The 26,214-nt window shown below is 71.5% G+C and carries 20 protein-coding genes; 5 read left to right on the plus strand and 15 right to left on the minus strand.

All coding sequences use genetic code 11. The features are described from left to right. Window positions 1-16: 16 nt before the first annotated feature. A complete protein-coding gene (locus tag ACZ4NT_RS21480; protein WP_467726949.1) occupies window positions 17-1,285 on the minus strand; it encodes a citrate/2-methylcitrate synthase in 1,269 nt (422 codons plus the stop codon). 107 nt (window positions 1,286-1,392) lie between these two features. On the opposite strand from ACZ4NT_RS21480, the gene ACZ4NT_RS21485 reads away from it, so the two are divergent. Beyond that, window positions 1,393-2,568, plus strand: a complete 1,176-nt coding sequence (locus ACZ4NT_RS21485; RefSeq protein ID WP_121406538.1) for a citrate synthase/methylcitrate synthase — start codon at window positions 1,393-1,395, stop codon at window positions 2,566-2,568. A 54-nt stretch (window positions 2,569-2,622) separates the two neighbouring features. On the opposite strand, the gene ACZ4NT_RS21490 is transcribed toward ACZ4NT_RS21485, so the two are convergent. Continuing rightward, on the minus strand, window positions 2,623-2,859 hold the full coding sequence (locus ACZ4NT_RS21490; protein ID WP_121406537.1) for a hypothetical protein: 237 nt from the start codon (window positions 2,857-2,859) through the stop codon (window positions 2,623-2,625). Between the two features lie 412 nt (window positions 2,860-3,271). Between ACZ4NT_RS21490 and ACZ4NT_RS21495 the strand changes: the two genes are divergently transcribed. From ACZ4NT_RS21495 to ACZ4NT_RS21505, 3 genes are all read left to right on the plus strand, one after another. After that, window positions 3,272-5,059, plus strand: coding sequence for a sensor histidine kinase (locus ACZ4NT_RS21495; protein WP_121406536.1), 1,788 nt, complete (start codon window positions 3,272-3,274; stop codon window positions 5,057-5,059). Next, entirely contained in the window at window positions 5,056-5,736 is a 681-nt protein-coding gene (locus ACZ4NT_RS21500) for a response regulator (protein WP_467726951.1), read from the plus strand. Before ACZ4NT_RS21495 ends, ACZ4NT_RS21500 begins: the two co-directional genes overlap by 4 nt. Before the next feature lie 317 nt (window positions 5,737-6,053). Beyond that, window positions 6,054-6,746 (plus strand): response regulator, encoded by a 693-nt coding sequence (locus ACZ4NT_RS21505; RefSeq protein WP_467726952.1) that lies wholly within the window; start codon window positions 6,054-6,056, stop codon window positions 6,744-6,746. A gap of 98 nt (window positions 6,747-6,844) precedes the next feature. Here the strand turns inward: ACZ4NT_RS21505 and ACZ4NT_RS21510 are convergent, their stop codons facing one another. The 6 genes from ACZ4NT_RS21510 to ACZ4NT_RS21535 all read right to left on the minus strand — a co-directional run bounded on the left by ACZ4NT_RS21510 (window position 6,845) and on the right by ACZ4NT_RS21535 (window position 14,117). Beyond that, on the minus strand, window positions 6,845-8,437 hold the full coding sequence (locus ACZ4NT_RS21510; protein WP_467726954.1) for a solute symporter family protein: 1,593 nt from the start codon (window positions 8,435-8,437) through the stop codon (window positions 6,845-6,847). Then, window positions 8,434-9,000 carry a DUF485 domain-containing protein gene (locus tag ACZ4NT_RS21515; RefSeq protein ID WP_121406531.1) on the minus strand — a complete coding sequence of 189 codons (567 nt, stop codon included), beginning with the start codon at window positions 8,998-9,000 and terminating at the stop codon, window positions 8,434-8,436. Before ACZ4NT_RS21515 ends, ACZ4NT_RS21510 begins: the two co-directional genes overlap by 4 nt. Window positions 9,001-9,068: 68 nt before the next feature. Next, window positions 9,069-9,752 carry a response regulator transcription factor gene (locus ACZ4NT_RS21520; RefSeq protein ID WP_467726956.1) on the minus strand — a complete coding sequence of 228 codons (684 nt, stop codon included), beginning with the start codon at window positions 9,750-9,752 and terminating at the stop codon, window positions 9,069-9,071. Further along, window positions 9,749-10,900 (minus strand): sensor histidine kinase, encoded by a 1,152-nt coding sequence (locus tag ACZ4NT_RS21525; RefSeq protein ID WP_467726957.1) that lies wholly within the window; start codon window positions 10,898-10,900, stop codon window positions 9,749-9,751. Before ACZ4NT_RS21525 ends, ACZ4NT_RS21520 begins: the two co-directional genes overlap by 4 nt. After that, entirely contained in the window at window positions 10,897-11,415 is a 519-nt protein-coding gene (locus ACZ4NT_RS21530) for a DUF1453 domain-containing protein (protein WP_467726959.1), read from the minus strand. Before ACZ4NT_RS21530 ends, ACZ4NT_RS21525 begins: the two co-directional genes overlap by 4 nt. A 578-nt stretch (window positions 11,416-11,993) precedes the next feature. Then, window positions 11,994-14,117 carry a DNA topoisomerase IV subunit B gene (locus tag ACZ4NT_RS21535; protein ID WP_121406527.1) on the minus strand — a complete coding sequence of 708 codons (2,124 nt, stop codon included), beginning with the start codon at window positions 14,115-14,117 and terminating at the stop codon, window positions 11,994-11,996. Window positions 14,118-14,556: 439 nt separating this feature from the next. Here ACZ4NT_RS21535 and ACZ4NT_RS21540 point away from each other — a divergent pair, with 439 nt between their 5' ends. Further along, on the plus strand, window positions 14,557-14,787 hold the full coding sequence (locus ACZ4NT_RS21540) for a DUF7455 domain-containing protein (RefSeq protein WP_121406526.1): 231 nt from the start codon (window positions 14,557-14,559) through the stop codon (window positions 14,785-14,787). Window positions 14,788-14,889: 102 nt separating this feature from the next. Here ACZ4NT_RS21540 and ACZ4NT_RS21545 read toward each other — a convergent pair whose 3' ends face one another. The 7 genes from ACZ4NT_RS21545 to ACZ4NT_RS21575 form a co-directional block, all read right to left on the minus strand. After that, a complete protein-coding gene (locus tag ACZ4NT_RS21545; RefSeq protein WP_121406525.1) occupies window positions 14,890-15,717 on the minus strand; it encodes a S1 family serine peptidase in 828 nt (275 codons plus the stop codon). 139 nt (window positions 15,718-15,856) lie between these two features. After that, complete coding sequence (locus ACZ4NT_RS21550) at window positions 15,857-17,398, minus strand: RNA polymerase sigma factor (protein WP_121407525.1); 1,542 nt, start codon at window positions 17,396-17,398, stop codon at window positions 15,857-15,859. Window positions 17,399-17,802: 404 nt separating this feature from the next. Then, a complete protein-coding gene (locus tag ACZ4NT_RS21555; RefSeq protein ID WP_121406524.1) occupies window positions 17,803-18,690 on the minus strand; it encodes an FCD domain-containing protein in 888 nt (295 codons plus the stop codon). A 162-nt stretch (window positions 18,691-18,852) separates the two neighbouring features. After that, window positions 18,853-20,607: an ABC transporter ATP-binding protein gene (locus ACZ4NT_RS21560; protein WP_467726962.1), complete on the minus strand. Its 1,755-nt coding sequence runs from the start codon at window positions 20,605-20,607 to the stop codon at window positions 18,853-18,855. 136 nt (window positions 20,608-20,743) lie between these two features. Beyond that, on the minus strand, window positions 20,744-21,502 hold the full coding sequence (locus ACZ4NT_RS21565; RefSeq protein WP_467726964.1) for an NUDIX hydrolase: 759 nt from the start codon (window positions 21,500-21,502) through the stop codon (window positions 20,744-20,746). A gap of 131 nt (window positions 21,503-21,633) precedes the next feature. After that, window positions 21,634-23,574 (minus strand): glycogen debranching N-terminal domain-containing protein, encoded by a 1,941-nt coding sequence (locus tag ACZ4NT_RS21570; protein ID WP_467726966.1) that lies wholly within the window; start codon window positions 23,572-23,574, stop codon window positions 21,634-21,636. Between the two features lie 555 nt (window positions 23,575-24,129). Next, a complete protein-coding gene (locus tag ACZ4NT_RS21575) occupies window positions 24,130-25,941 on the minus strand; it encodes a DUF4192 domain-containing protein (protein ID WP_467726968.1) in 1,812 nt (603 codons plus the stop codon). Window positions 25,942-26,214: the final 273 nt, after the last annotated feature.

A 26,214-nucleotide genomic window follows, 5' to 3' on the forward strand; every position in this document is an offset into this window, starting at 1 on the left:
CGTAGGCGCCGTGCGCTCACGCGCCGGGCAGCGGCTGGGGCGGTCGCGCACCCACGTAGTGCCCGCTCGGCCGCATGCGCAGCGGTCGCTCCTCGTACTCCTCCAGGATGTGCGCGATCCAGCCGGCCGTGCGAGCGACGGCGAAAACGGTCTCGCCCGCGGTGGACGGCATGCCGGAGGCGACTGTCAGGACGGCCAGGGCAAGGTCGACGTTGGCGTGCAGGGGCGTGTGCCGGGCGGCGGTGAGCGTGATGTCCCGGGCGGCGGCGAGGGCCGGAGCGGCGTGCGGCACCTCCTCCAGGAGAGCGAACAGGGCACGGGCGCGTGGGTCCTCACCCGGGTACAGCCGGTGGCCGAGCCCCGGGATGCGGCGCCCGGCGCGCAACTCGTCGGCGATCACCGGGACGGCGGTGCCCCGGTCCAGCACCTCCAGGAGCAGCCGGTGCGCGAGCCCGCTGGCCGCCCCGTGCAGAGGCCCTTCGAGAACGCCCAAGCCCGCGGAGACGGCGGCGTAGGCATGGGCCCGTGCCGAAGCGGCGACGCGCACGGCAAGGGTCGAGGCGGCGAGGTCATGGTCCACGAGCAGCCCGAGCGCCGTGTCGAGGACGTGCAATGACGCCTCGTCGGGGGCGCGTTCGGTGAGGCGCGCCCACAGCCGCCGGGCCAGTGGCCCTTGGTCGCGATGGTCGTGACGCAGCGGCGCCAGCGCGGCGACGAGGGTCGGGATGAGGGCGCGCGCGGTGCCCAGAACCGCGCCTTCGGAGAGGTCGAAGCGCAGGGGATCCGCGGCCGCGGCGGCGATCGCCGCGACCCGCAACCGGTCGGTGGGGCTGCTGTGTTCGGGCAGCGCGTCGACGGCGCGGCGTGCCGGGACGACGGAGCTCCCCGGGGCGGTGAAGGTGACGCCGGGGCGCAATTGCCCCGTCCACAGCCACTCGGCGATCTCTTCGTAGGAGTGCCGCGCGGCGAGTTCGGTCGCGTCGACGCCCCGGAAGTAGTACCGGTCCGACTCGATCAGGGTGATGCGGGTGCGGACGGAGAACTCGCCTGCCGTGCTCGAACTCCCGCCCGCCTCCCTCCTGTTGCGGCGGGCGAGCGCCTCGACCTCCCTGACGTCGAACGTGCTTCCGCGGCCCCCGGGCTCACGCCGGCTGCTGAGCTGACCCCGGCTCACGTAGGCGTACACGGTCTCGGGCTTCACGCCGAGCAGCGCGGCGGTCTCCCTGGTGCTGAGCCGCTGCCCCGCGTCGCCGGGCATGTGTGCCGACGGCTCCTGATCCCTCATGGCGTCACCGTATCCGCATCTCGACGGCATTGATTTACATTGATTCGATCAATATTGACACGGATAGAGTCAAGCATGGACAGTCGAATCAAGTCCAGGGAGGAATCATGTCGAACAACCGGGCCACTGCTGCGGCCTCCAGCCCTGTCGAGGTCCCGCGAGGTCTTGCGGGTGTCGTCGTCACCGACACCTCGCTCGGGGACGTCCGGGGGCTGGAGGGCTTCTACCACTACCGCCAGTACTCGGCCGTCGAGCTGGCGCAGACCCGCCGCTTCGAGGACGTCTGGCATCTGCTGGTGCACGGTGCGCTGCCCGATCCGGCAACGCGGGCCGCCTTCACCGCGAGCACGGCGGCGCTGCGACGCCTGCCGGACGAGGTGCGCGTGGCGCTGCCCGCCATCGCCGCGGCCAGCGCGGGCAGCGGGGCCCTCGCCGGCATGCGCACCGCCCTGTCACTGCTCGGGGCGTCCCTGGGGTTCCGGCCGGTGTACGACATCGGTGCCGAACAGCGGCGCGCGGACGCCCTCGCGGCTTCCGCGGCCGTCCCGACCCTGCTCACGGCGCTGTACCGCCTGGGCCGGGGACTCGATCCCGTGGAGCCGCGCGAAGACCTCTCGTACGCGGCGAACTACCTCTACATGCTCACGGGTTCGGAGCCGGACGACACGCGCGCCCGGGCCGTAGAGCAGTACCTCATCTCCACCATCGACCACGGATTCAATGCGTCGACCTTCACCGCTCGGGTGATCGCGTCGACGGGAGCCGACGTCGCGGCCTGCCTGGTCGGTGCGGTGGGCGCGCTCTCCGGACCCCTGCACGGCGGCGCGCCCAGCCGCGCGCTGGACACCCTCGACGCCATCGGTACGCCGGACCGCATCGACTCCTGGATCCGTGAACGCGTCCTCGCCGGCGATCGCATCATGGGCTTCGGCCACCCCGTCTACCGGACGGAGGATCCCCGTTCCCGCATGCTCCGGGACATCGCCCGGGGCTTCGGCGGGCCCCTGGTCGAATTCGCGGTCGAGGTCGAGCGCCAGGTCGAGGCGATCCTGGCCGAACTCAAGCCGGGCCGGGAACTGCACACGAACGTGGAGTTCTACGCGGGCGTCGTCATGGAGCTGTGCGGGCTGCCCCGGGAGATGTTCACGCCGACCTTCGCTGCCGCCCGCGTGGTCGGCTGGAGCGCCAACATCCTCGAACAGGCGGAGGACTCGAAGATCATCAGGCCGGCTGCCCGGTACGTCGGCGAGCCGGCGCCTCAGCGGGTTCCTGCGGCGGCGTGACTGCTTCGCCCGGCGCCCGGAACTCCGGGTGCCGGGCTCGTGTCGGCATCGGAGTCAGGCGTCCGGGATGTCGGCCTTCGCCCGCACCAAGGTTTCGCGAGTGATCACGACGATCCGTTCATAGTCCGCGCGAGCGGCGTCGGGTGGCAGTTCATGGTCAAGGGCGCTGGTGGCTTCGGTGCCGATGACGGCGAAGTTCCCGTCGCTCAGTTCGAAGATGTCGGGGCACGTCTGGCCCGTCGCGCTGCCGCGCTCCCGGGGCGAGGCGCCGACTCGACGCACGATCTTCAAGTCCGTTCCTAAGTCGTTCGAAGGACGGGCCTGCGCGTGCGCCCCGGACGCTGCGTGCTCGCGGTGTTCTCCGTGCCGGAGTCGGAGCGGCAGAAGCACGGATGGCCTCTCCTGCGTCCAGTGAAGCTCATGAGTGGGCCCACGGATGCTCATGAAGGGACCGCTGGTCCCGGTGGGGATTCGCAGCCCTACGCGCCTGCGTAGGGCTGATTCCGCAGCAGGTGGGGGCAGCCTACAGCTCGCGAGGCCGTTCAACGATGAAGTCACTCCGAAAGGCCGCGTGGCGAGGCCCGGAGCCGCTGCTCACACCGTGTGACCGGAACCGGAGGTTCAAGCCGCCGCCAGGTCCTCCCACGAGATCCCCGCCACACCCCCTACGGCCTCCCCCTTCCGCCCCCGTACCGTCGTAGGCATGAGCTCCACTCCCCCCGCGCGACGCCTTCGCCTCGGTCTGCCGCGGCGGATGTTCTCGCAGGTGCTGCTGATGCAGGTGGCGATCGCCGCCGGAGTCGCCGTGCTCGCGACCGGGCTCTTCCTCGCCCCGCTCGGCGAGCAGTTGGACGACCAGGCGATGCGGCGGGCGCTGGCGATCGCGCAGACCACGGCGGCCCAGCCGCAGATCGCCGAGGATCTGCGGTCGACGCGCCCCTCGGTCGACGGTCCCGTCCAGCGCGAGGCGGAACGCATCCGGAAGGCCAGCGGAGCCGAGTACGTCGTCGTGATGGACATGCGGGGCGTGCGCTGGTCGCACACCGACCCGACGCAGATCGGCGGCGTCGTCTCGACCGACCCCCGGCAGGCCCTGGCCGGCGAGGACGTCATGCAGATCGACACCGGCACCCTCGGCCGCTCGGCCCGCGGCAAGGTGCCGCTGCGCGACGCCGCAGGCGACATCGTCGGCGCCGTCTCCGTCGGCATCGAGTACGACAGCGTGCGCGCCCGGCTGATCCACGCGATCCCCGGCCTCTTCGCGTACGCCGGCGGGGCCATGGCCGTCGGCGCGCTGGCCGCATATCTGATCTCCCGCAGAGTGCAGCGACAGACACGGGACCTGGCCTTCTCGGACATCTCGGCGCTGCTCGCCGAGCGCGAGGCCATGCTGCACGGCATCCGGGAGGGCGTCGTCGCCCTGGACCGCGGCGGCCGGGTGCGGCTCCTGAACGACGAGGCCCAGCGCCTGCTCGGGCTCGGCGCGGAGGCCATCGGACAGCCGCTCGACGACACGCTCGGGCCGGGCCGGACCACCGACGTCCTGGCCGGACGGGTCACCGGCACCGATCTCCTGACCGTCCGGGGCCAGCGCGTCCTCGTCGCCAACCGGATGCCCACCGACGACGGGGGCGCGGTGGCGACCCTGCGCGACCGCACCGAGCTGGAGCAGCTGGGCCGCGAACTGGACTCGACGCGCGGCCTCATCGACGCGCTGCGCGCCCAGGACCACGAACACGCCAATCGCATGCACACCCTCCTGGGACTGCTCGAACTGGAGATGTACGACGACGCCGTGGAATTCGTCGGCGAAGTGGTCGGCGATCACCGGGCGACGGCCGAACAGGTCACCGAGAAGATCCACGATCCACTGCTCGCCGCTCTGCTGGTGGGCAAGGCCACCGTCGCCGCCGAACGCGGGGTGGCGCTGTGGATCTCGGACCGGACGCTGCTGCCGGACCGGTTGATCGATCCCCGGGGGCTGGTCACCGTCGTGGGGAATCTCGTCGACAACGCCCTGGACGCCGTGGCGGGCACGCCCCACGCGCGCGTGGAGGTCGAACTGCGCACCGAGGGCCGTACGGCCGTGCTGCGCGTGCGGGACACCGGACCCGGGATCCCGGCCGAACGGCGGCAGTTGATCTTCACTGACGGATGGTCCACGAAGAAGCCCCCGGCACACGGCAAGCGCGGCATCGGTCTGCCCCTGGTGCGCCGGCTGGCCGAGAGGCAGGGCGGCAGCGCGGAGGTGGCGGAGGCCGCCGGAGGGGGCGCGGAGTTCACCGTCGTACTGCCGGAGGCGCTCACCGAGCCCCGCACGGCGCCGGGACCCGGACGGTCCGGCCCGTCGGGTCCGGAACCGGGGCCGGTCCTGCCGTGGGTTCACGAGCCGGAACCGGGCTCCGCGTCGATTCCGGACCACGACGGGCCGATCGTGCCGGGCCCCTCTCACGAGGCCGCCCCCCTGACCGCCGAGGAGGAGTCGCGATGATCGAGGTCCTGGTGGTGGACGACGACATCCGCGTCGCGCGGGTCAACGCCGCCTACGTGCAGAAGGTGGCCGGCTTCCGTGTCGCGGGCGAGGCGCACACCGCCGCGGAGGCGCTGCACCGCCTGGAGACGCTGCCGCGGCTGGATCTGGTCCTCATGGACCACTACCTCCCGGACGAGACCGGGCTCGCGGTCGTCCAGGAGATGCGGCGGCGCGGCCTCCAGACCGACGTCATCATGGTGACGGCGGCCCGGGACGTCGCGACCGTGCAGGCAGCGATGCGGCAGGGGGCGCTGCAGTACCTGGTCAAGCCGTTCGCCTTCGCGGGGCTGCGCGCCAAGCTGGAGGCGTACGCGGATCTGCGCCGCACCCTCGACGGCGGCGGCGAGGCCGAACAGGCCGAGGTCGACCGGATCTTCGGCGCCCTTTCGACCGGCTCCGAGCCCGATCTGCCCAAGGGGCACTCGCCGTCCACCGCCGAACTCGTACGCCGTGCCCTGGTGAACGCCGAAGGCCCCCTGTCCGCTCAGGAGATCGCGGAGGAGACCGGACTCAGCCGCCAGACCGCCCAGCGCTATCTGAAGCTCCTGGAACGCACGGGGCGCGCCAGGCTGACCCTCAGGTACGGCGATGCGGGCCGCCCCGAGCACCGCTATGTCTGGGCGACCCGCCTCTAGGACGGCCGACGAGGAACCCCTCCGGCCGAGTCGGCGCTCGGCCGGCCGACCTGCGGCCTCCTCGACGACCCCCGGTGCAGGTGGCGCCGAGGTCGATGTCGGCGTTCCTGATGTTCGGGTTGAACGGCTTGAGCACCCTCTCGACGCTCTCGGGACCGTCCCCCGGGCATCGTGTGGTGCGTGCCACAGCACCAGTCTTCCGGGCGCAAGGCCTTCTTCTGCTTGCAAGAGTCGGCTGTGCTCATTTTGCTCGCGCCACAACAGCGAAGCCGAAAGCCGGGCTCACCGCTCGACCGGCCTTGACGGAAAGGGGCCCGATGCTCGACGTCCTGGTCGTGGACGACGACTTCCGCGTCGCAGAGATCAACACCAAGTACGTGGGGAAGGTTCCCGGGTTCCGGGTGGCCGCCCGCGCCCACACCGCCGCCCAGGCGCTGACGGCCGTGGAACGCGCCCCCATCGACCTGGTCCTGCTCGATCACTATCTGCCCGACGGAACGGGCCTCGAACTGGTCCACCGGATGCGGGAACGCGGCCACCACACCGACGTCATCATGATCACGGCAGCCGGCGACGTCGACACCGTGCGGGCGGCGATGCGACTCGGCGCCCTGCACTACCTCATCAAGCCGTTCACCTTCGCCGCCCTGCGCACACGGCTCGATTCGTACGCGGCCCTGCGCCGAACCGTCGACCGGGTCGGCGGCCGCGGCCCGGCGGGGCAGGAACAGGTCGACCGGATCTTCGGCGCGCTGCGCACCACGCCCGCGACCTCGCCGCCCGGACTGCCCCGCGGTCACTCGGAACCGACCACGGACCTCATCTGCGACGTACTGCACCGCGCCGACCATCCGCTGTCGGCCCACGAGGTGGCCGCCGAGACGGGACTGAGCCGCTCCACCGCCCAGCGCTACCTCCGCCACCTGGAACAGGCAGGACGGCTGCGGCTCACGCTCAGGTACGGCGACACGGGGCGCCCCGAGCACCGCTACGCCTGGGTGGCGCCGTGACCGTGAGCCGGACGCCCAGGTAGGCGCCGTACGGCCGACGCCTCACGTCGGCCGCAAGAGCCGCCGGCGGTCGTACGTCGTCGGAGGCGTCCTCCGCCTCAGACCGCCCCGGCCCCGGTCAGCGACCGCACCTCGGTCTCCGCGTGCTTCGCCTCGTCCGGCGGCTCCGCCGAGGTGACCGTGCCCAGCCACCCCGCCACGAAGCCCAGCGGAATCGAGACCAGCCCCGGGTTCTGCAGCGGGAAGTACTGGAAGTCCACGCCCGGGAACAACGACTCGGGGCTCCCCGACACCACCGGGGACAGCGCCACGAGAAGCAGCGCCGGCACCAGGCCGCCGTACACGGCCCATACCGCCCCGCGTGTCGTGAAGTTGCGCCAGAACAGCGAGTACATCAGGACCGGCAGGTTCGCCGAGGCGGCGACCGCGAAGGCGAGGCCCACCAGGAAGGCCACGTTGAGGTCGCGGGCCAGCAGTCCCAGCGCGATCGCCACCACGCCGATGCCGACGGCCGCGGCGCGTGCCACGGCGACCTCACTGCGCGGTTTCGCACGCCGACGTCTGACCGAGGCGTACAGGTCGTGGGCCACGGACGCCGAGGAGGCGAGCGTGATGCCCGCGACGACGGCGAGGATCGTGGCGAAGGCGATCGCCGCGACGACCGCGAACAGAACCGTTCCACCCGTGGAGGCCGCGCCGCCGCCGAGATTCAGGGCCAGCAGGGGCACCGCGGTGTTGCCGGCGGCGTTCGACCCGCGGACCGCCTCGGGCCCGACGATCGCCGCCGCACCGAAGCCGAGCACGATCGTCATCAGGTAGAAGCCACCGATGAGTCCGACCGCCCAGACCACGGAGCGCCGGGCCGCCCGTGCCGTCGGCACCGTGTAGAAGCGGGACAGGATGTGCGGCAGCCCCGCCGTGCCGAGGACCAGGGCGAGCCCGAGGCTGATGAAGTCGAAGCGCGCGGTCCAGTTCCCGCCGTACTTCAGTCCCGGGGCCAGGAACGCGTCGCCGTGCCCGCTGCGCGCGGCCGCCGTGCGCAGCAGTTGATCGAAGTCCCCGTGGAAGCGCACCAGCACGAGCACCGTCAGCGCGACCGTGCCGCCCAGCAGCATGACCGCCTTGACGATCTGGATCCACGTGGTGGCCCGCATGCCTCCCATCGACACATAGATCACCATGAGCGCGCCGACGCCGATCACCGTCCAGTTCCGCGCCGCTTCGCTCGTTCCTCCCAGCAGCAGGGCGACGAGGCTGCCTGCGCCGACCATCTGCGCCACCAGGTACAGCACGGACACGGTCACGGAGGAGGTTCCGGCCGCGATCCGCACCGGCCGCTCGCTCATCCGCGCCGCCACCACGTCGGCCAGCGTGAACCGGCCGCAGTTTCGCACCAGTTCGGCGACGAGGAACAGCACGACGAGCCAGGCCACGAGAAAACCCACGACGTACAGCAGCCCGTCGTAGCCGAAGAGTGCGATGAGTCCTGTGACGCCGAGGAAGGATGCGGCCGACATGTAGTCGCCCGAGATGGCAAAACCATTTTCCATCGGCGAGAACAGCCGACCGCCGGCGTAGAACTCCTCCGCCGAACCATGGCGGTTGCGGCTCACCCACGTCGTGATCCCCAGCGTCACCGCCACGAACGCGCTGAACAGCAGCAGCGCCAACGCCTGGTGGTGTCCCGTCACCGCTGTCCACCCCCGGCGCTGCGTGTGAGTTCCTGGGTGTCCCAGCGCAGGTCGAGAGCGGCCCGGTCCCTACGCAGGCGCGCGTGCCGCGCGTAGGCCCAGGTGAACAGGAACGTGGTGAGGAACTGTCCGAGTCCCGCGAGCATCGCCACGTTCACCGCGCCCGCCACGGGACGCGCCATGAGCCCCGGCGCGGACGTCGCGGTGACCACGTAGCCCACGTACCAGGCGAGGAACATGGCGACACCCGGGATCACGAACCTCCGGTAGCGGCTGCGCACTTCCTGGAACGCCGCGCTGCGCTGCACCTCCAGATACACGTCGGCCGCACCGCGGGCCCTGCGCTCGTCCTCCCGGCTCGCGGAAGACGCGACGGGAGCCGGCGCGCCCGTGCCGTCCAACTCGCCCCAGCCGGACGCCAGAGCGTCGTACCAGGGGTCGTCGTAGCCCACGTCATGGGTCTCCATCGCCTGGGCGGGGACACGTTGACGCCCTTCGTGGTCCTCGGACGGACTCTCAGGACCCTCCCCGCGCAGGCGGGGACGACCGTTCCTTGACTGCATGCCCAAGGATGGGCAGAACGGGAAGATCCCGGACTCTTCAATCCGCGGTCTTCACTCCATCAGGTGACTCACCTCAGCGGTGGCCGCACGAGCCCCTTTCCATAGGCGTAGCGCACCGCCTGGGCACGGTCCTTGAGCCCCGTCTTGGCGAACAGGTTGTTGATGTGGGTCTTCACGGTCGCCGTGGACACATGCAGCTTGCGGGCGATCTCCTGGTTGGAGAGGCCTTCGGCGATCAGCACCAGCACCTCCACCTCCCGGGTGGTGAGCCCGTCCGGCGCTTCAGGGGGCCCTGCCGGTTCCGGCTCGGGCTGCGACAGCCGCTCCAGCAGACGCCGTTGAATGCTGGGCGAGAGTCCGGCCTCGCCGGACAGCACATTCTCCACGGCCCGCACGATCTCGTCCCCGCCCGCGTCCTTGGTGAGATAACCCCGCGCGCCGGCCCTGATCGCGGGAAACAACGAGTCGTCGTCCGCGAACGTGGTGAGGACGACCACCTGGGTGCCGGGGTACTCGGACCTGATGCGCCGGGTCGCCTCGACTCCGTCGCACCGCGGCATCCGCAGGTCCATCAGGACGACGTCCGGGGCCAGTTCGGCGACGAGGGCCACGGCCTCGTCACCGTCCCCCGCCGCGCCGACGACCTCGACGCCGGGCAGCAGCCCCAGCAGCATGACGATGCCCTCGCGCACCACGGTCTGGTCGTCCGCCACCACGACCCGCGCCGGCCTCCGCCCCGACTCCCCCGTCATAGAGGCACCTTCAACGTCACCACGAACCCCTCCTCCTGCGGTCCGGCCTCCAGCGAACCGCCCAGCAACTCGGCACGCTCCCGCATGCCCAGCAGACCGTATCCGGCGCCGGAACCGCTCATTTCCCCCGGCGGAGCACCCGAATCCCTGACGTCGAGCCGCACCTGATGGTCTCCATAGCCCAGGTGAACGTGGACTTTGGCGCCCGGAGCATGCTTTCTCACGTTCGTCAGAGCCTCCTGTGCGACCCTGCGCACCGCCTGCGAGGCCTCCGCCGGCAGCAGTCGACGCTCACCCGTCACGGTGACGTCCGCACCTTCTTCCGTCGCGACGAGTTCGCTCAGGAAGTCCTCCAGCGGCGACATCTCACCCCGAAGTGCGGAGAGCGCCTGCCGCGTCTCGGCGAGGCCCTCCCGGGCCATCCCCCGCGCGGCCACCACCCGTTCGAGAATGCGCTCCTGGTCTGCCCCGCGCTCGATCAACAGCCGCGCCGCCTCCAGATGCACGAGCTGCGCGGACAGGCTGTGCGCGAGCACGTCATGGATCTCCCGCGCGATCCTGGCCCTTTCCGCGAGCGCGGCCGATTCCGCCTCGGCCACGCGCGCCGCCCGCTCCTGGGCGAGCAGCCGCAGAGCCCCGCCGCGCGCCTCGGCGTCGAGCCGCAGGACATACCCGGCCAGCGCGAGCCCACCTGCAGTCGCCGCAGTCGCCGGCCAGTCGTCGTTGGCGGTCACCGCATACGCCGTGAGCGCCACGGCGGTGGCGGGCAGTGCGGTGGCGAAGGGCAGCCGCTCGATGGCGCTGACGGCACACGCACAGCACAGCACGACCGCCGGGAGCCGGAAGCCCGTTGCCTGAGCCGCCGTGGCGAGGATGAGCAGCAGTGCGAACAGTCCCAGAGAGGGCAGCAGGCGGTGCTCCAGCGTCGTGCGGAAGAAGCCCCACGCGCCGAGGGCGCACAGTACGACGGCCAGAGCCGCCGCGACGACACCCCAGCCCTCCAGCTGATCGTCGGTGAACGTCGTCCACAGCAGGGCGCCCAGAGCGAGCAGGCGCACGGCCCAGGCCAGCACCCGTCGGGGCCTCGGCACGCCGACCCGGGACAGCGCCTCACGGGAGGGCCAGCTCGTCCACGCGTTCCCCGTCATACGCGCTCCCTCCATGGCGCCCCGGCCACGCGGTCACCGTACGTCGCGCTCCCGGCCGGATGCAGCTGCCGTGACCGCTGGACCAGGATCGCGGAACGGACGATCAGAGTGGCGGCAAGGGCGAGCAGCAACGCGGCGGTGTCCTGATGAATCCCGAGCGCGACTCCGACGCCGTACAGGCCGGCGCGCAGCCCTATGCCGACGCCCCAGACCGCCACGGTGGCTCTCGTTCCCCTGCTCCACGCGGCGCCGTCCGGCGTGACCCAGGTCCGCGACGTCCACGCCCAGCCGGCGCCCATGGCCAGGCCGATGAGCACCTCCGCACCGAGCAGGAGGGCCGCCGCCATCCGGTGCTGGGGGTCGATGAGCCCCTGTGTGCGCAGAGCCAGGAACGCCAGGACGGCCGGCGCGATCCACCAGCGCCTGTCCGTGTCGATCCTGCTCGTGCGGAACTGGCGCACGACAACCAGGACGACGACGGCGACGACCGCCAAGGTGTACACAAGCCCCGACATCCGGGCCTCCGTGGGCGAAGAGAGCGACTGCCGGCAGCGGGAGCTGTCGACGCCTCCGACGCTACGGAAATCGCCGCCCCGGCAGATCGGACCCCGGGTGGATCAAGGGTGGATCCCCCACCCCGCCCGTCTCCACCCACAGGTGGACACCCCTGGCCCCGGGGCACACCGTCCCGCGCGGGTCCACCCCCCGCGGCACCCAGCCCCCGGCGCACGGGCTTGCACCGGACCGAGACGGCGCACCCGCCACCACCGAGGTGCAACCCGCCCGTCTCACCCGGCACCACGACGGCCCCCAGCCGAGGCAGCACGCACCCGCAACCGCCCTCCGGCGGCGGGAGCCGTACCGGTTGCATCAGATGCCCGCGGCAGGTCGGGCAGACAGCTCACGGCACCCCTGCAGCGGCGTACAGCGCCGGACCTGCAACGGGCGGACGTACCGGCACGGCCCCGACCCACCACCGGATGGACCGCGCCCCCACACGGGACCCCGGCTCGCCCACCCCACCGGACCCCAGCCCGGCAGGAAGGCGGCGCCGGCCACCGTCCGAGAATGCCCGGCAACCGCCGACCGACGCCTACGCGTCGATCCGGGACCGATCCAACGTAGCGGCCGAGCTGGAGATGAACTCCTTGCGCGGGGCCACGTCGTTACCCATCAACAGGTCGAACACCTGCTCGGACGCCTCAAGGTCGGAGATGTTGATCCGCCGCAGCGTGCGGTGACGGGGATCCATCGTCGTCTCGGCCAGCTGGTCGGCATCCATCTCGCCGAGACCCTTGTAACGCTGGATCGAGTCCTTGTACCGCACGTTCTTGCGCTGCAGCTCGAGCAGCGTCTCGCGCAGCTCACGGTCCGAGTACGTGTAGACGTACTTGTCCTGCCCCTTCTTGGGCTGGCTGAGCTCGATGCGGTGCAGCGGCGGCACGGCGGCGAACACCCGCCCCGCCTCGACCATCGGCCGCATGTACCGCTGGAACAGCGTCAGCAGCAGACACCGGATGTGCGCGCCGTCCACATCGGCGTCGACGAGAAGGATGATCTTCCCGTACCGCGCCGCGTCGATGTCGAAGGTCCGACCGGACCCCGCCCCTATGACCTGGATGATCGCGCCGCACTCGGCGTTCTTCAGCATGTCCGTGACGGACGACTTCTGAACGTTGAGGATCTTGCCGCGGATCGGCAGCAGCGCCTGGAACTCGGAGTTCCGCGCAAGCTTGGCGGTGCCGAGAGCGGAGTCGCCCTCGACGATGAAGAGCTCGCTGCGCTCGACGTCGTCACTGCGGCAGTCCGCGAGCTTCGCGGGCAGCGAGGAGGACTCGAGCGCCGTCTTCCGGCGCTGCGCGTCCTTGTGCTGCCGGGCGGCGATGCGCGTACGGGCGGCGGAGACGGCCTTCTCCAGGACGACACGCGCCTGCGCGGCGGCGTCCCGCTTGGTGGAGGTCAGGAACGCCTTGAGCTCCTTGGTGACCACGTTCGTCACGATGCGGCGGGCCGCCGAGGTGCCGAGCACCTCCTTGGTCTGCCCCTCGAACTGAGGTTCGGCGAGACGCACCGTGACGACGGCGGTGAGGCCCTCCAGGGCGTCGTCCTTGACGATGTCGTCCTCGGCGACGCGCAGCAGCTTCTTGGCCCGCAGGACCTCGTTGACGGTCTTGGCGACCGCCTGCTCGAAGCCGGCGACGTGGGTGCCGCCCTTGGGGGTGGCGATGATGTTCACGAACGACTTGAGGGTCGTGTCGTAGCCGGTGCCCCAGCGCAGGGCGACGTCGACCCCGAGTTCACGGGTGACCTCGGTGGGCGTCATCTGGCCGTGGTCGTCGAGGACCGGGACCGTCTCCTTGAAGCTGCCCTGCCCGGAGAAGCGCAGTACGTCGCAGACGGGCTTGTCGGTGGCCAGGTACTCACAGAACTCGCTGATGCCGCCGTCGAAGCGGAACGACTCCTCACCCTTGCTGCCGCCCTCGCCGAGTCCGAATTCGTCCCGGACGACGATGGTGAGGCCCGGCACGAGGAAGGCGGTCTGGCGGGCACGCTGGTGCAGGTTCTCCAGGGAGAGCTTGGCCTCCTTGAGGAAGATCTGGAGGTCGGCCCAGTACCGCACACGCGTGCCGTTGCGCGCCTTGGGGATCTTCTTCGTCTTGCGCAGGCCGCTGCCCGCGTCGAACTTCGCGTCCGGGCCCGCTCCGGCGAAGGCGCCCGGCACACCGCGCCGGAAGCTGATCGCGTGCGTGTGGCCGTTGCGGTCCACCTCGACGTCCAGGCGGGCGGAGAGTGCGTTCACGACCGAGGCGCCCACGCCGTGGAGACCGCCCGAGGCCGCGTACGAGCCGCCTCCGAACTTGCCGCCGGCGTGCAGCTTGGTCATGACGACCTCGACACCGGAAAGGCCGGTCTTGGGCTCGACGTCCACGGGGATGCCGCGGCCGTTGTCCCGGACCTCGACCGAGGCGTCGTCGTGGAGGATGACCTCGATGTGGTCGCAGTAGCCCCCGAGGGCCTCGTCCACGGAGTTGTCGATGATCTCCCAGAGGCAGTGCATCAGGCCGCGGCTGTCGGTCGAGCCGATGTACATGCCGGGGCGCTTGCGTACGGCCTCGAGCCCCTCGAGGACGAGCAGGTGCCGCGCGGTGTAGTTGGAACCGTCCCGGTCTGCTCCGGTCAGCAGCGCTGTGGACGGCACGGACGTCTCGGCGGTCACGCGGTTCGCTCCTCGCTGAATTTCAGATGGCGCCCTTGTGGGTAAGGGCCCGGCTTGGTTCGCCGCTCAGAGGGTACCCAGGCCTGGTAGAGCCGTTGTAACGCCACCCTCGTCCGAACGTAGACTAATGGACGGTCGCATAGGTGTTCGATCCCTCGATGGAGTGAAGTACATATCACGTTCCCTTCCAGGCATGAACCATTTAGGCTCCGGGCACGTCCTCATGAACAACCGGCAAGCCAGCCGGGAGGACCGACACTGACAGACAACGCGAACCCGTAAGACGCGAACCACGTAATACGGCACATTCGCCGCCAACCGGCAGCAGACAGCCACCTCGGAAAGAAAATTTCGAGGAGAAGCCACGAGCGGGAACGTTTTCGGCCTGGTTGGATGTTGACCCTGGTACGACAGCTCGTCGAGCTAGAGAAGAGGCGACGTGACTACTGTTCTGACCCCCGCGAGCCCGCTGACGGCCGCTGACCGCTGCGACCGTTGCGGCGCCCAGGCATATCTGCGCGTCGTCCTCCTGAGCGGCGGAGAACTGCTCTTCTGCGCCCACCACGGTCGCAAGTTCGAGCCGGAACTCAAGAAGATCGCCGCTGAGATACAGGACGAGACGGAGCGGCTGACGTCCGTTCCGGAGAGCGTCAACGACGAAGAACGCTGACACTTCGCGTCAACGACGAGCGAGTGCCGGCATCAGGCCGGTCAGCGGGCGGCCACCCCCTCGACACAGGGAGTGGCCGCCCGTACTCGTACCGCCGCGGGGCTACGGCCCTCCGGCGCCCCCGGCGAGCCTGTCGGCGGCGTCCGACACACGGGTGTAGACCCCGGGGCTTCCGGCCTGGCCGCAGCCGCTCCCCCACGACACCAGGCCGATCAGCCGCCCGTGAGCCACCAGGGGCCCGCCGCTGTCGCCCTGACAGGCGTCCCGCCCGCCTCTGAGCTCACCGGCGCACAGCATCGAGTCCGCCCGGTAGGTACCGTCCGAGCTGCCCGGGTAGGCCCGCTCGCAGTCCGAGTCGGGCAGGACCTTCACGCGCGCCGCGCGAAGGCGCCCCGCGTAGTCCCCGGCCCCCGTCGTGTCCCCCCAGCCGTATACCTCGGCCACCGTCCCCGGTTCGTAGGCGGGATCTCCCTTCGGCGCCATGCCGATCACATAGCTCTCGGGGAGTGGGGAGGCCAGGCTGAGGACCCCGAAGTCTCCGGCCTTGCTGCGACGGTCGTATCCGGGGTTTACCCAGATCTCGCGCACCCGGATCTCGTGGCCCGAGTCCGCCGTCAGTTCCGCCCGGCCCGCGATGACCTTCAGGTCGCGGATCTGGCGCGCGGGCGCCCCGAGCACGTCCCTGCTCAGGCAGTGGGCCGCGGTCAGGACGGTGGACCGGCCGATCACCACACCGCCGCAGAACTGCCCCGCGCGCGTACCTCCGAACCGGTCACGGCTGGCCAGCGCCACCGTCCAGGGGCTCTGCGCGATCTCGACGGGATAGCCGCCGATGACCACGCTGTCCGCCACCACGGGGGCGGGTGACGCCAGCGGTATCACGGCCGCCGCGGCCGCGAGGGCCAGGACTCGGGGGAAGGTACGACGCATGCGCGCTCCTCACTCAGGGGTGGTCGTCGAAGACCCAGAGTGATCCAGCATGGACCGGCGTGCACCCCGCAGACGGACGAAGAGGGCCCGACTCCCCCGCGGGAGTCGGACCCTCTTCGGCAGTACGGCAGGCCGAGGCCTAGTCGAGGTAGTCGCGCAGCACCTGCGAACGCGACGGGTGACGCAGCTTCGACATGGTCTTCGACTCGATCTGACGGATCCGCTCGCGGGTCACGCCGTAGACCTTGCCGATCTCGTCGAGGGTCTTCGGCTGACCGTCGGTGAGACCGAAGCGCATGGACACGACACCCGCCTCGCGCTCGGAGAGCGTGTCGAGGACGGAGTGGAGCTGCTCCTGCAGAAGCGTGAAGCTGACCGCGTCAGCCGGGACGACGGCCTCGGAGTCCTCGATGAGGTCACCGAACTCGCTGTCGCCGTCCTCACCCAGGGGGGTATGCAGCGAGATGGGCTCGCGACCGTACTTCTGGACCTCGATGACCTTCTCGGGGGTCATGTCGAGTTCCTTGGCCAGCTCCTCCGGAGTGGGCTCGCGGCCCAGGTCCTGGAGCATCTGGCGCTGCACGCGGGCGAGCTTGTTGATGACCTCGACCATGTGCACCGGGATACGGATGGTGCGGGCCTGGTCGGCCATGGCGCGGGTGATCGCCTGACGGATCCACCAGGTGGCGTACGTGGAGAACTTGTAGCCCTTGGTGTAGTCGAACTTCTCCACCGCGCGGATCAGACCGAGGTTGCCCTCCTGGATGAGGTCCAGGAACAGCATGCCGCGGCCGGTGTAGCGCTTGGCCAGGGAGACCACCAGACGGAGGTTGGCCTCCAGCAGGTGGTTCTTGGCCCGGCGGCCGTCCTCGGCGATGATCTCCAGCTCGCGCTTGAGCTTGGGGGCGAGCTTGTCGGCGTTCGCCAGCTTGTCCTCGGCGAAGAGACCGGCCTCGATGCGCTTGGCGAGTTCGACCTCCTGCTCGGCGTTGAGCAGCGGGACCTTGCCGATCTGCTTGAGGTAGTCCTTGACGGGGTCGGCGGTCGCGCCGGCGACGGCGACCTGCTGGGCCGGCGCGTCGTCCTCGTCGTCGTCGGAGAGGACGAAGCCCTTGGCCTCGCCGCCCTCCTCTTCCTCTTCGCCGGGCTTGACGGCGCCGGGGGTCTCCTCGACCGCCTCGTCGTCGGTCAGCTCGGCGTCGTCCTTCTTGCCGGTGGTCTTCTTGGCCGCCGTCTTCTTGGCGACGGTCTTCTTCGCGGTCGCCTTCTTCGCGGTCGCCTTCTTGGCGGCGGTCGGCTTGACGGACGTGTCCTCAGCCGCGTCGTCCGCCGCGGGCGCTGCCGGGGTGGCGGTGGCAGTGGCCTTCTTGGCCGTCACGGTCTTCGCCGCGACGGTCTTGGTGGCGGTGCGCTTGGCCGGACTCTTCGCTGCGACGCTCTTTCGGGTGCGCTTGGGCTCCGCGGCACTGACCATCAGCGTCACACCCTCTTCCTCGAGGATCTGGTTGAGGCTGCGCAGTACGTTCTTCCACTGAGTGGCCGGAATCTGGTCAGCTTCGAAGGCCCGACGCACGTCATCGCCGGCGATCTGCCCCTCAGCCTTTCCCCGCTCGATGAGCGCCATGACAGAGACGGACTCGGCGATCTCCGGCGGGAGCGTACGGGATGTGCTGGCCGACACGAACAACCTCTCGGAACGTTGGAAAACGGCTTCCGGCCCCGTCCGGTGCGGACAGGAACCGACGACCGACGACTGGGGATGGGTCGACGGCGCGGGCGGGGGCCGGGAAGATGCACAGCGCCTTGAACGGCGTCCGTATTCCTTCCTCGGCTGTCACCTCTTAGGTCATCGCGTGGTTCCGAAGAGCGTTACGCCCAATCTGCGTGGCCCGAGTCACACCCCGTAAGCACACAAAAGCGGCCGAAAACTGTCAGAGGTGGTCATTCTGCGGGCTGCACGGCCCCTCGCGCCACCGGACCCCGGCGATCCCGGAGGATCCAACGGGGTCCGGCGGAAAACGCTGCGCCGGCCGCGCGATGCCGCTCGCGGGCACTCGCCTCCGACCGCGCCACTCCCGGTGCGCCTCAGTGCTCGCGCGGGGCGGGCACCACACGCTCCACCTCGGGGTGGACGGTCAGCAACTGGCGCATGGCCGCCTCGGCCGCGGCCCCATCGCTCGCGGCGAGGGCGTCGACGATCCGGGCGTGGTACGACAGCGAGGCCTCGTTCGGGCGGTCGCAGCCGGTGACCGGGTTGCCGGCGACCTGGAGTGCCGCCGAGACGATCCCGGAGAGGTGCTCCAGCATGCGGTTGCCCGCGACCTGGATGAGGAGGGAATGGAACTCCGCGTCCGCGCGGGAGAAGGTCAGCGCGTCACCCTGCGCCATCGCGTGGCCCATGATCTCGATCATGTCACCGAGCCGCTGCTGCACATCCTCGCGTCCGTGGCCGGCGGCCAGGCGGGCGGCAAGCGGCTCGATCGTCCAGCGCAGCTCACCGAGCTCGCGGCGCTGGTCGTCGCGCTGCGGCCCGAAGGCGCGCCACTCGATGATGTCCGGGTCGAGAAGATTCCAGTCACTGACGGGGCGCACGCGCGTGCCGACGTTGGGCCGCGCGCTCACGAGCCCCTTCGCCTCCAGGACCCGGAGCGACTCGCGTACGACGGTACGGGAGACCTCGAATCGCTGGCCGATCTCCTCGGGCACGAGCGGGCGGTCGGCGCCCAGATCCCCGGAAACGATCATCTGACCCAGTTGTTGAACGAGCTGGCCGTGCAGGCCGCGGCCGCGGCTGCCACCGGCGCGCCGGCCCACGCGGCCCAGCTCCGGGTCCGAGGTCTCCCAGGCCGGAATGCCGACGCGGTCGACACCGGGGGCCTCGGCATAGGGGTAGCGGTCTAGTTCGCCCGGGCCGGCCAGGCCGGAGTCTGCGGAGCGGGCGGCGGTCATCATGGTGTGCGCAAGGGTACTCACGGATCCTTTGTCGGCGTCCCGTTCAACTCCCTTGAGGTCTTTGGTGAAAAGCACACGAAAGGGTGATCGCTCACCCCGTCGCAATTGACGCCTTATCGGAAAGAAATGAGCGTTCCCCGGGGAGTTGTGTGCAGCGGCGGACGGGAAGGGTGCGGACGGTCGTCATCGGACCCTCCCGCGCAGGGTCGTGAGCAGATATGCGCAGAGCAGAGCGGCCAGCGACAACGTGAGCGCCCCGCCCACGGGTTGAGCGACGGCCCTCGCCGCGGCGGCCAGAACACGCTGCCCGCCGAACGGCCACTGCGACAGCAGGTGCTCGCGCAACCGCACGGAGAATCCGGCCGTGGTCCGCACAGACGGACCCTGCACGAGCTTCTGTACGAGCGGTACGACGAGGATCGGAACGGTGAGCACGGCGGCGAGCCCGGCCGTCGTGGACCGGAAGATGCCCGCGGCCAGCACACCCGCCCAGGCGCACCCCACGACGAAGCCGACCCAACTCACGGCGGGACGAAGCCAGTCGGAGGGGACCCCGGAGACCTCCCTGCCGTACACGAGATAGAGCACTTCCTGGTCGCAGACCGCGGTGAGCAGCGCCAGCACGAGCCCCGTGACCCCGGAGACGAGGAGTTTGGCGACCAGCAGGCCGAGTCGGCGTGGCACGGTGCCGCGATCCGCTGCCAGCGCGGGGTGACGGAACTCCTCACCGAAGGCGAGGGCGCCGAGCAGCCCCGCGCCGAACGCGGCGGGCGGCAGCGGGAACTCCCTGGGCCAGGCGGTGAGCAGTCGCGCCTGCGGAGTGTGTCCGATCCGGGCCAGCAGGAGGGAGATCAGCGCGGAGGTGACGAGGACGGCGGCGGCGGTGAGATATCCGGTGCCGACCCCGGCGGTGCGACGCAGTTCGTAGCGCAGCGGACGCAGCGGACCGGGCGCCGGTCGGACGCTGATGGGGGGTGGCAGGGCGGACGGGGCGTTCGCGGACAGCACCTCGACCGGGCGCGGTCCGTCGTTCTGGTGCCCGTCCGGGCTCTCTGCGGCGCGCGGTCCCATGTCACCGATCTCGTCCGCGAGTTGATGGAGGAGGATCCCGTGCCGGAAGGCCGCTTCGCCCACGTCCGCACACGCGCTGCCGTACACGGAGAGCCGGTTGCCGTCCTCGTGGACGACCTCGACGGAGCGCTGCGCGGTTCTGGCCTCCTTGGCGAGCAGTGCGCCGAGCCGGGCGGCGTGAGGGCTGCGCACGGCGACCCTGGGCCGCAGCCTGGTGCGGGCGAAATCGGCGGCCGACTGGTCGGCGAGCAGCTTCCCCTCCGCGAGGGTGACGACTCGGTCGGCCGTCCCCGCGGCCTCTTTGGGGTCCTCGGTGGTGAACAGCACGGTGCCGCCCTGCACGGCGTGCGCGCGCAGAATCCCGTGCAGCCAGCGGCCTTCGCGGGCGGCGAGCCCCGCCGCGGGTTCGTCGAGCACGAGGGTGTGCGGATCGGCCAGCAGCGCGCACGCGAGTCCCAGACGCCGGTCCATGCCGCGCGAGAGGGTGCCCAGCCGCTCGTCGCGCAGGCTGACGAGGCCCACGACCTCCAGGACTTCGTCGGCGCGGCGCACGGGCACGCCCGCGGCTGCGCACAGCATGCGGAGTTGCCCGCGGACCGTCCGGGCCGGGTGGCCGGGCACATCGCCGAGGAGGACGCCCACTTCGCGAGAGGGGTGGGCGATGCGGTGCAGGGGCCGTCCCCTGAAGTGGGTGATTCCACGGCCCTGTTGGAGTTGGAGCATGAGTCTCAGCGCCGTCGTCTTGCCTGCGCCCGATGCTCCGAGGAGGGCCGTGACACATCCCGCGTGAGCCTCGAAGGAGACGTCGTCGAGCGCGGGCGGCAGCTCCTTGCGAGGGTTGCTGGTCAGTCCGATGGCCTGGATCACCCGATGCAAGATAGCGCGACATTCCCTATTTTTCGGGCACCTTGAGGCCTGCCCTGGCCGACTCGGCCGCTCGCCCGCCAGGCGGTCGGCCGTCTCTCCGACGCGATGGCTCCGCCGCCCTCGTGGCTGCGCGGTGTCAGACCTCGGGCCGCAGCATCGGCGGGTTGAGCAGGGTGGCGCCGCCGGCGCGGAAGAGCTGCGCCGGGCGGCCGCCCTGGCGGGTGGTCGTGCCGCCGGTCGGTACGAGGAAGCCCGGCGTGCCCGTCACCTTGCGGTGGAAGTTGCGCGGGTCGAGCGCCACCCCCCACACGGCCTCGTACACCCGTCGCAGCTCACCGACGGTGAACTCGGTCGGGCAGAAGGCCGTGGCCAGCGACGAGTACTCGATCTTGGACCGGGCCCGCTCCACACCGTCCGAGAGGATCTGCGCGTGGTCGAAGGCGAGCGGCGCGGCCTGCTCCCCGTCCCGGCCGTAACCGCCCTGCTGCAAGAGCTCTTCCACGGGCGCCCAGCGCGCGCTGTTGGCGTCGCCGCCCGCCCGGGGTGCCGGCAGGTCGGGGGCCAGTGCGAGATGGGCGACGCTGACCACCCGCATCCGCGGATCGCGCTTGGGGTCTCCGTAGGTCGCCAGCTGTTCGAGATGCGCGCCGTTGTCCTGCGCCGGGGCCGAGGGGTCGTGGGCGCACAGGCCCGTCTCCTCCACCAGCTCGCGGGCCGCCGCCTGCGACAGGTCCTCGTCCGCCCGGACGAAACCGCCCGGCAGCGCCCACCGACCCTGGAACGGCTGCTCGCCCCTCCTTACCGCCAGCGCACACAGGGCATGGCGACGCACGGTCAGCACGACCAGATCCACGGTCACGGCGAAGGGCGGAAAGGCCGACGGGTCGTAGGGCATGCCGCGATCATAGTCGTCTGCCTGACGATAAACACAGCCTTCGCCGGCCGCATCGATGGCTGATCCACTCCGGTCCGCTGCTCGGTTCAGGCCCTCTTCGCCACCCTGCTCCGGTCTCGCGTCCCGCCTGGTCAGGTCCCCAACTGCAGTTCGTCGGCAGCTTCCTCGACCATGGCGACGCCGAGCCGGGTGACGCGCACGGAGAAGGGCGTGCCCCCGACGCGCAGTCCCGTGACTCCGATCTCGCCGAGGGGTGCGCCACGCAGGGGGCGGAGCGTCACGGTCCCGGCCGGAACGTCGGGGCGGATGCCGGCGAGAACCGTCAGGAGGAGCACCCCGGCGGCCGAGGCCGTGGCGGCGGGTCTGCAGGCGGCGGGGTGGGGCAGTGGGGCGCTCCCCTTCGTGCGCTGCTCCCCCGCGTACATCTCGGGCAGCCGATGGTCGAAGTCCTCGGCCGCCGCCAGAACGCCCCGCAGCAGAGAGGTGGCCTCCTTCTCGTAGCCGGCCGCGGCCAGGCCCGCGATCGCGACAGCCGTCTCCTGGATCCGGACGGCGCCACCGCGGTGGCCGAACGGGTTGTACGCGACTTCCCTGGTCCCCAGGCTGCGCAGCCCCCAGCCCGAGTCCATGGCCGGGCCGCCGAGCAGGCGGGCGAGTTGCTCGGTCTGCACCTTGTCCAGCAGCCCCGGTGCCAGAGTCCCGGCACCGAGCAGGCCGGTGTCGAGGAGGTGGGCCGTCGCCGCGCCGAGGTGGGGTACGACACGGCCGTCGGGCGCGCGGGCTGCCGCGGGTCTGCCGCCTCCTCGGTCCTCGATCCAGAAGTCCTGCTGGAAGGCGGTGCGCATTCGGTCGGCCCACTGCCGCAGTCCGGTGCCCCCGGGTCTGCCGTACGCGTCCAGCAGATCGGCTCCCTGAAGTGCCGCACGGTGGGCATGCGCCTGTGTCTCGCAGCGGAACGGGCCACCGGGATGCGGGTCGGGCACGTAGAAGCCGTCGCCCGCGGTGACCAGGAGCCACTGCAGGCATCGCTCGGCGGCGGGCAGCAGCTCCTCCGTCTCCTGGTCCGGGAGTCCCCAGCGCCGGGCCTCCGCCAGGAGTGCGGGGAACAGCAGGGTCGCCTCGGTGGCGGTGCAGCTCGGCGGCAGGTGAGGGCCCGCGTCCCGGCGGGGTCCCGGGATCATGCCGGGCTGCGCCGACCGGCCGCCGAGCTGGGTGCGCGCGAGGGCTTTCAGGGTGCCGGCGGCCAGCCGGGTGCCCAGGGGCAGCGTCATCCGTGCCGCGACGAGCGCCTCGGCGGGAGCCATGCCGCAGCGCCACGGCGCCCCCGCGGCGAGCCAGGTCTCGGACGGGTGCTCCGGGTCGCGCAGCAGCAGGGCGTCCAGGTCCTCCACACAGGTGTCGACGAGCGTCTGGATCCTGGGGTCGTCGCCCGTGACCCCGGGCCGGGCCAACGGGCTCGACGAGCCCCTGCCCGCCGTCACCTCCCGGCCCGCCACCCTGCCGCGTCCCGAGCCGTCCGGCCGTACGCGCAGCATCAGGGTCCGGGTGCCGCCGGGCGGCAGCTCCAGCTCCCAGCGCAGCAGGCCGGCCGAGGCGAGCGCGTCGGTGGGCGGCGGTTCGGCGGTGACCGCCGCCGAGTGGCCGCCGGGGCCGGCCCATCGCAGTCCGGATCCATGGACGCTGGCGGGGAGCTCCGATCCCACCGCGCCGGACGCGATCGCCCCCAGCTCCGCGAGATCGGTTCCGAGGGCCACCTCCACCGGCAGGCGCAGCGGGCGCTGAGCCGAGCTGTGCAGGGTGATCCGCTCCGTGCCGTCCGCGCTTCTGATCCGTTCCACGAGGACGTCCGGGTCCGGACCGGCGTCGGCGGACGCGCGGACCGTTCCTACGAAGCGGGCTCGGTCCGCGCCTGTCATCCGGGCCTGCACGGCGAGAGGTTCCCGGCCCGCCACATGCACCTGGCAGCGCGCGAGCAGGCGCCGGCCGGATCGGTAGAACCCGTCCAGCCCCTGTCCCGTCAGTTGTCCCTGGTCCGAGGAGACGGCCAGACCCGGAAGGGCGACACAGACCATCGCGGTGTGGACGGGCGGGAGGCCCTGAGCTCTGCGGGGGACGGGAAGCGGGGCTCTCCGGGTGGCCGGCCCGCCGGTGTCGGCCACCCGGAGTGACGGGCTGTGATCCCAGGGCCGTGATGTTCGGAGGGTCGACATGTCGGCATCGGGAGATTGCGGCGCTCCCCGCGCGCTGCTCGGCTCGTCCACACCGCCCGATGAGCCCGCCGTGCGCACGGGCTGAGGGGTGGGCCGGTGTGTGGGGGGACGCGAGGGCGGCAGGTCGCCCGCGGGCTCGGGGGGCGGGGTGGACAGCGGCATGGGACGGCTTCTCCTGCGCTCGGCACGCCTGGGGCGCGTCCGGCCCCGGGTGGAGGGCTCCGGAGGTTCGTGGGCTACGCGGAGACGCGGCTCGGCCGCGAGATCCGCCACTCAGGTGAACGGAGCGGGTGTCCCACGGGTCACGCCCCGGGCGCAGAAGCCGACCGGATGGCGGTGGGGCGGCTCCAGAACAATGCCGGGGCGGCGTGAGCGACTCGGGATGCCCCACGCGGTCGCCGGTCCTGCACCGGTGCCTCACGTGTCCTCCCGGGTCTCCGGTCGGTCCGTCCGGCGGCGGGCCTGCGGACGGACCCTTGCGGCGTCGCCCGCCACGGTCGGGCCGTCGGTAGCGGTGCGGACGTCGCCGACGGAGCGGGTGTCTCCCGTGGGGCGGCGGCGGGCGGCGCCTCCTGGCGCACGGCGGTTCGGCTGCCCGCTGCCGCCCTCCGGCGCGCGCACCCTGCGTCGCCGACGGCGAGCGGTCGCCGACGGTTCCTTCGCCCGCGCAGGCCGCTGCCGCCCGATGCACGGCGACAGCCTGGGCGGCTCGGCCGAATCCGGGTCGCACGAGGCGAGGTCAGCCGCGGCGGAATCGGGCGCCGCGGGACGGGGCGCGGACTGTCCGCACGGCGACCCGGAGGGTCCGCCGTCCGTCGCTCGACCGCGGCGCTCCGCTCGCAGACAGCGGCGGATCGACTCCGGGTCCAGGCCCTCGTTGCAGGCCTGGTGCAGGAGCCGGGCGAAGAGGTAGTCCTGGTCGGCTCCGAGCGCCATCGCCAGGGCCTCCCGGGCCTCCAGCTCGTCGCCCGTCGACCAGGCGACCCAGCCGGCGAGAGTCAGAGGAGCGGCCGCGTGCTCGCCGTACGGACCGACGCAACGGCGGGCCAGCGCGCGCCACAGTCGCAGGGCCGGGCCGGCTTCACCGCCCTCCATCCACTCCGCCGCGCGGTCCCGGGTCGAACGGTCCTGGAGGCCTAGAACAAGGGTGGCGGCTTCGTCGTGTCCGAGCAGTTCGTCGTCGCGGAGGTCGGCTTCGAGCGGGCGGGACACCGGACGGGTGTCCGCGAAGCGCCCCATCACCTTGCGGGCGAGATCGAGAGTTTCCTCGGCGACGTCCACGCGGCTCCTGCTGTCCAGGATCCTGGGGACCAGCGTCATGCTGGCGGCGTCGAGGGCGACCTCCTGTTCCAGCGCGGCCGCGGTCTCCCACGGAGAGAGACGGGCCCTGAACTCGCGCAGACTGCCGCGCACCTGCAGTCCGGCGTAAGTGGCAGCGGCGGCAAGGACGGACGTGCCCGGGAGCCCCATCGACTCACCCTGGGGCGGACAGCAGTCCTGACTTGGACAGCAGTACGACCAGAAACGGCCGTCCGAAATGCACAGGGCCTCGACCACCGGGACGTCGAAGCTGCCGCAGGCCGTGCGCAGCAGCTGCGCGAGCGGGCGCAGGCGTTCCATGACGTCCCGCCCCGTCTCACCGCTGCGAGGTTCCTGGCAGAGATAGGCGACCATGGTCTCCGGCCTGGCGCCCCTGCGCTCGCTTCCGGTCACCAGCCCCCGCGCCAGCTGGCCGGCCACGGAGGGCCAGTCGTCCGTCTGCGCGGGGATGCCGAGCCGGGCGCGTCCGCCGAACCGGCCACGGCGCTCCCGGTCATGGAGGGCGACGAGGACGATGCTGTCCTCGGGGCGGTAGCCGAGCAGATACGGCAACGCGTCGGCCAGTTCCGCCGGGGTGCGCAGGGTGACCTGCTGCCGGCCGGTGAGGTCCGGGACCACTCCGTGCCCCACGAAGGTGAGTGGTTCGGCAGAGCCCACCACCCGTCCGGCGGGCGCACCGAGGCCACCCGCCCCTCCCGCGGGCACACCGAAGCCACCCGCCCCACCTGCGGACACGCCGAGCTGCGGATCCTCCGCTCCCGGGACCTCCACCCCCCGCGCGGTCTCGTCCGGCTCCGCATACCCGCTCGGAGCGCCTTCGCCTTCCGGGCCCGCGGACGCCGCCTCGGCCCCGGACGGCGACGGCACGCCCTCCTCGTACGCCCCGGGGCCGGAAAGCGCGAGTGGCATGTCGTCAGCCGGGTCGGCGGCAGGCTCCGCATACTCCGGCCACCCCGACTCCGCCGGGTCCGGCCACCCCGCGTCCCCCTGATCCGCCCATTCCGTCTCACCGTGATTCGCTCGCGCGCTGATGTCGCCCTCGCCGGAGGTGCCGGTCGTTTCGCTGTGATTCGTCATGCCGTGACCATCTCGCGCATTCGCATTTCTCGCTGCGGCCTGTGGATAACCACGGGCATGGACACAGCAAGGGTTGTCCACAGCTCGGCCTGCTCGTTCGCGCTT

The organism is Streptomyces sp. NPDC026417 (assembly GCF_055567695.1).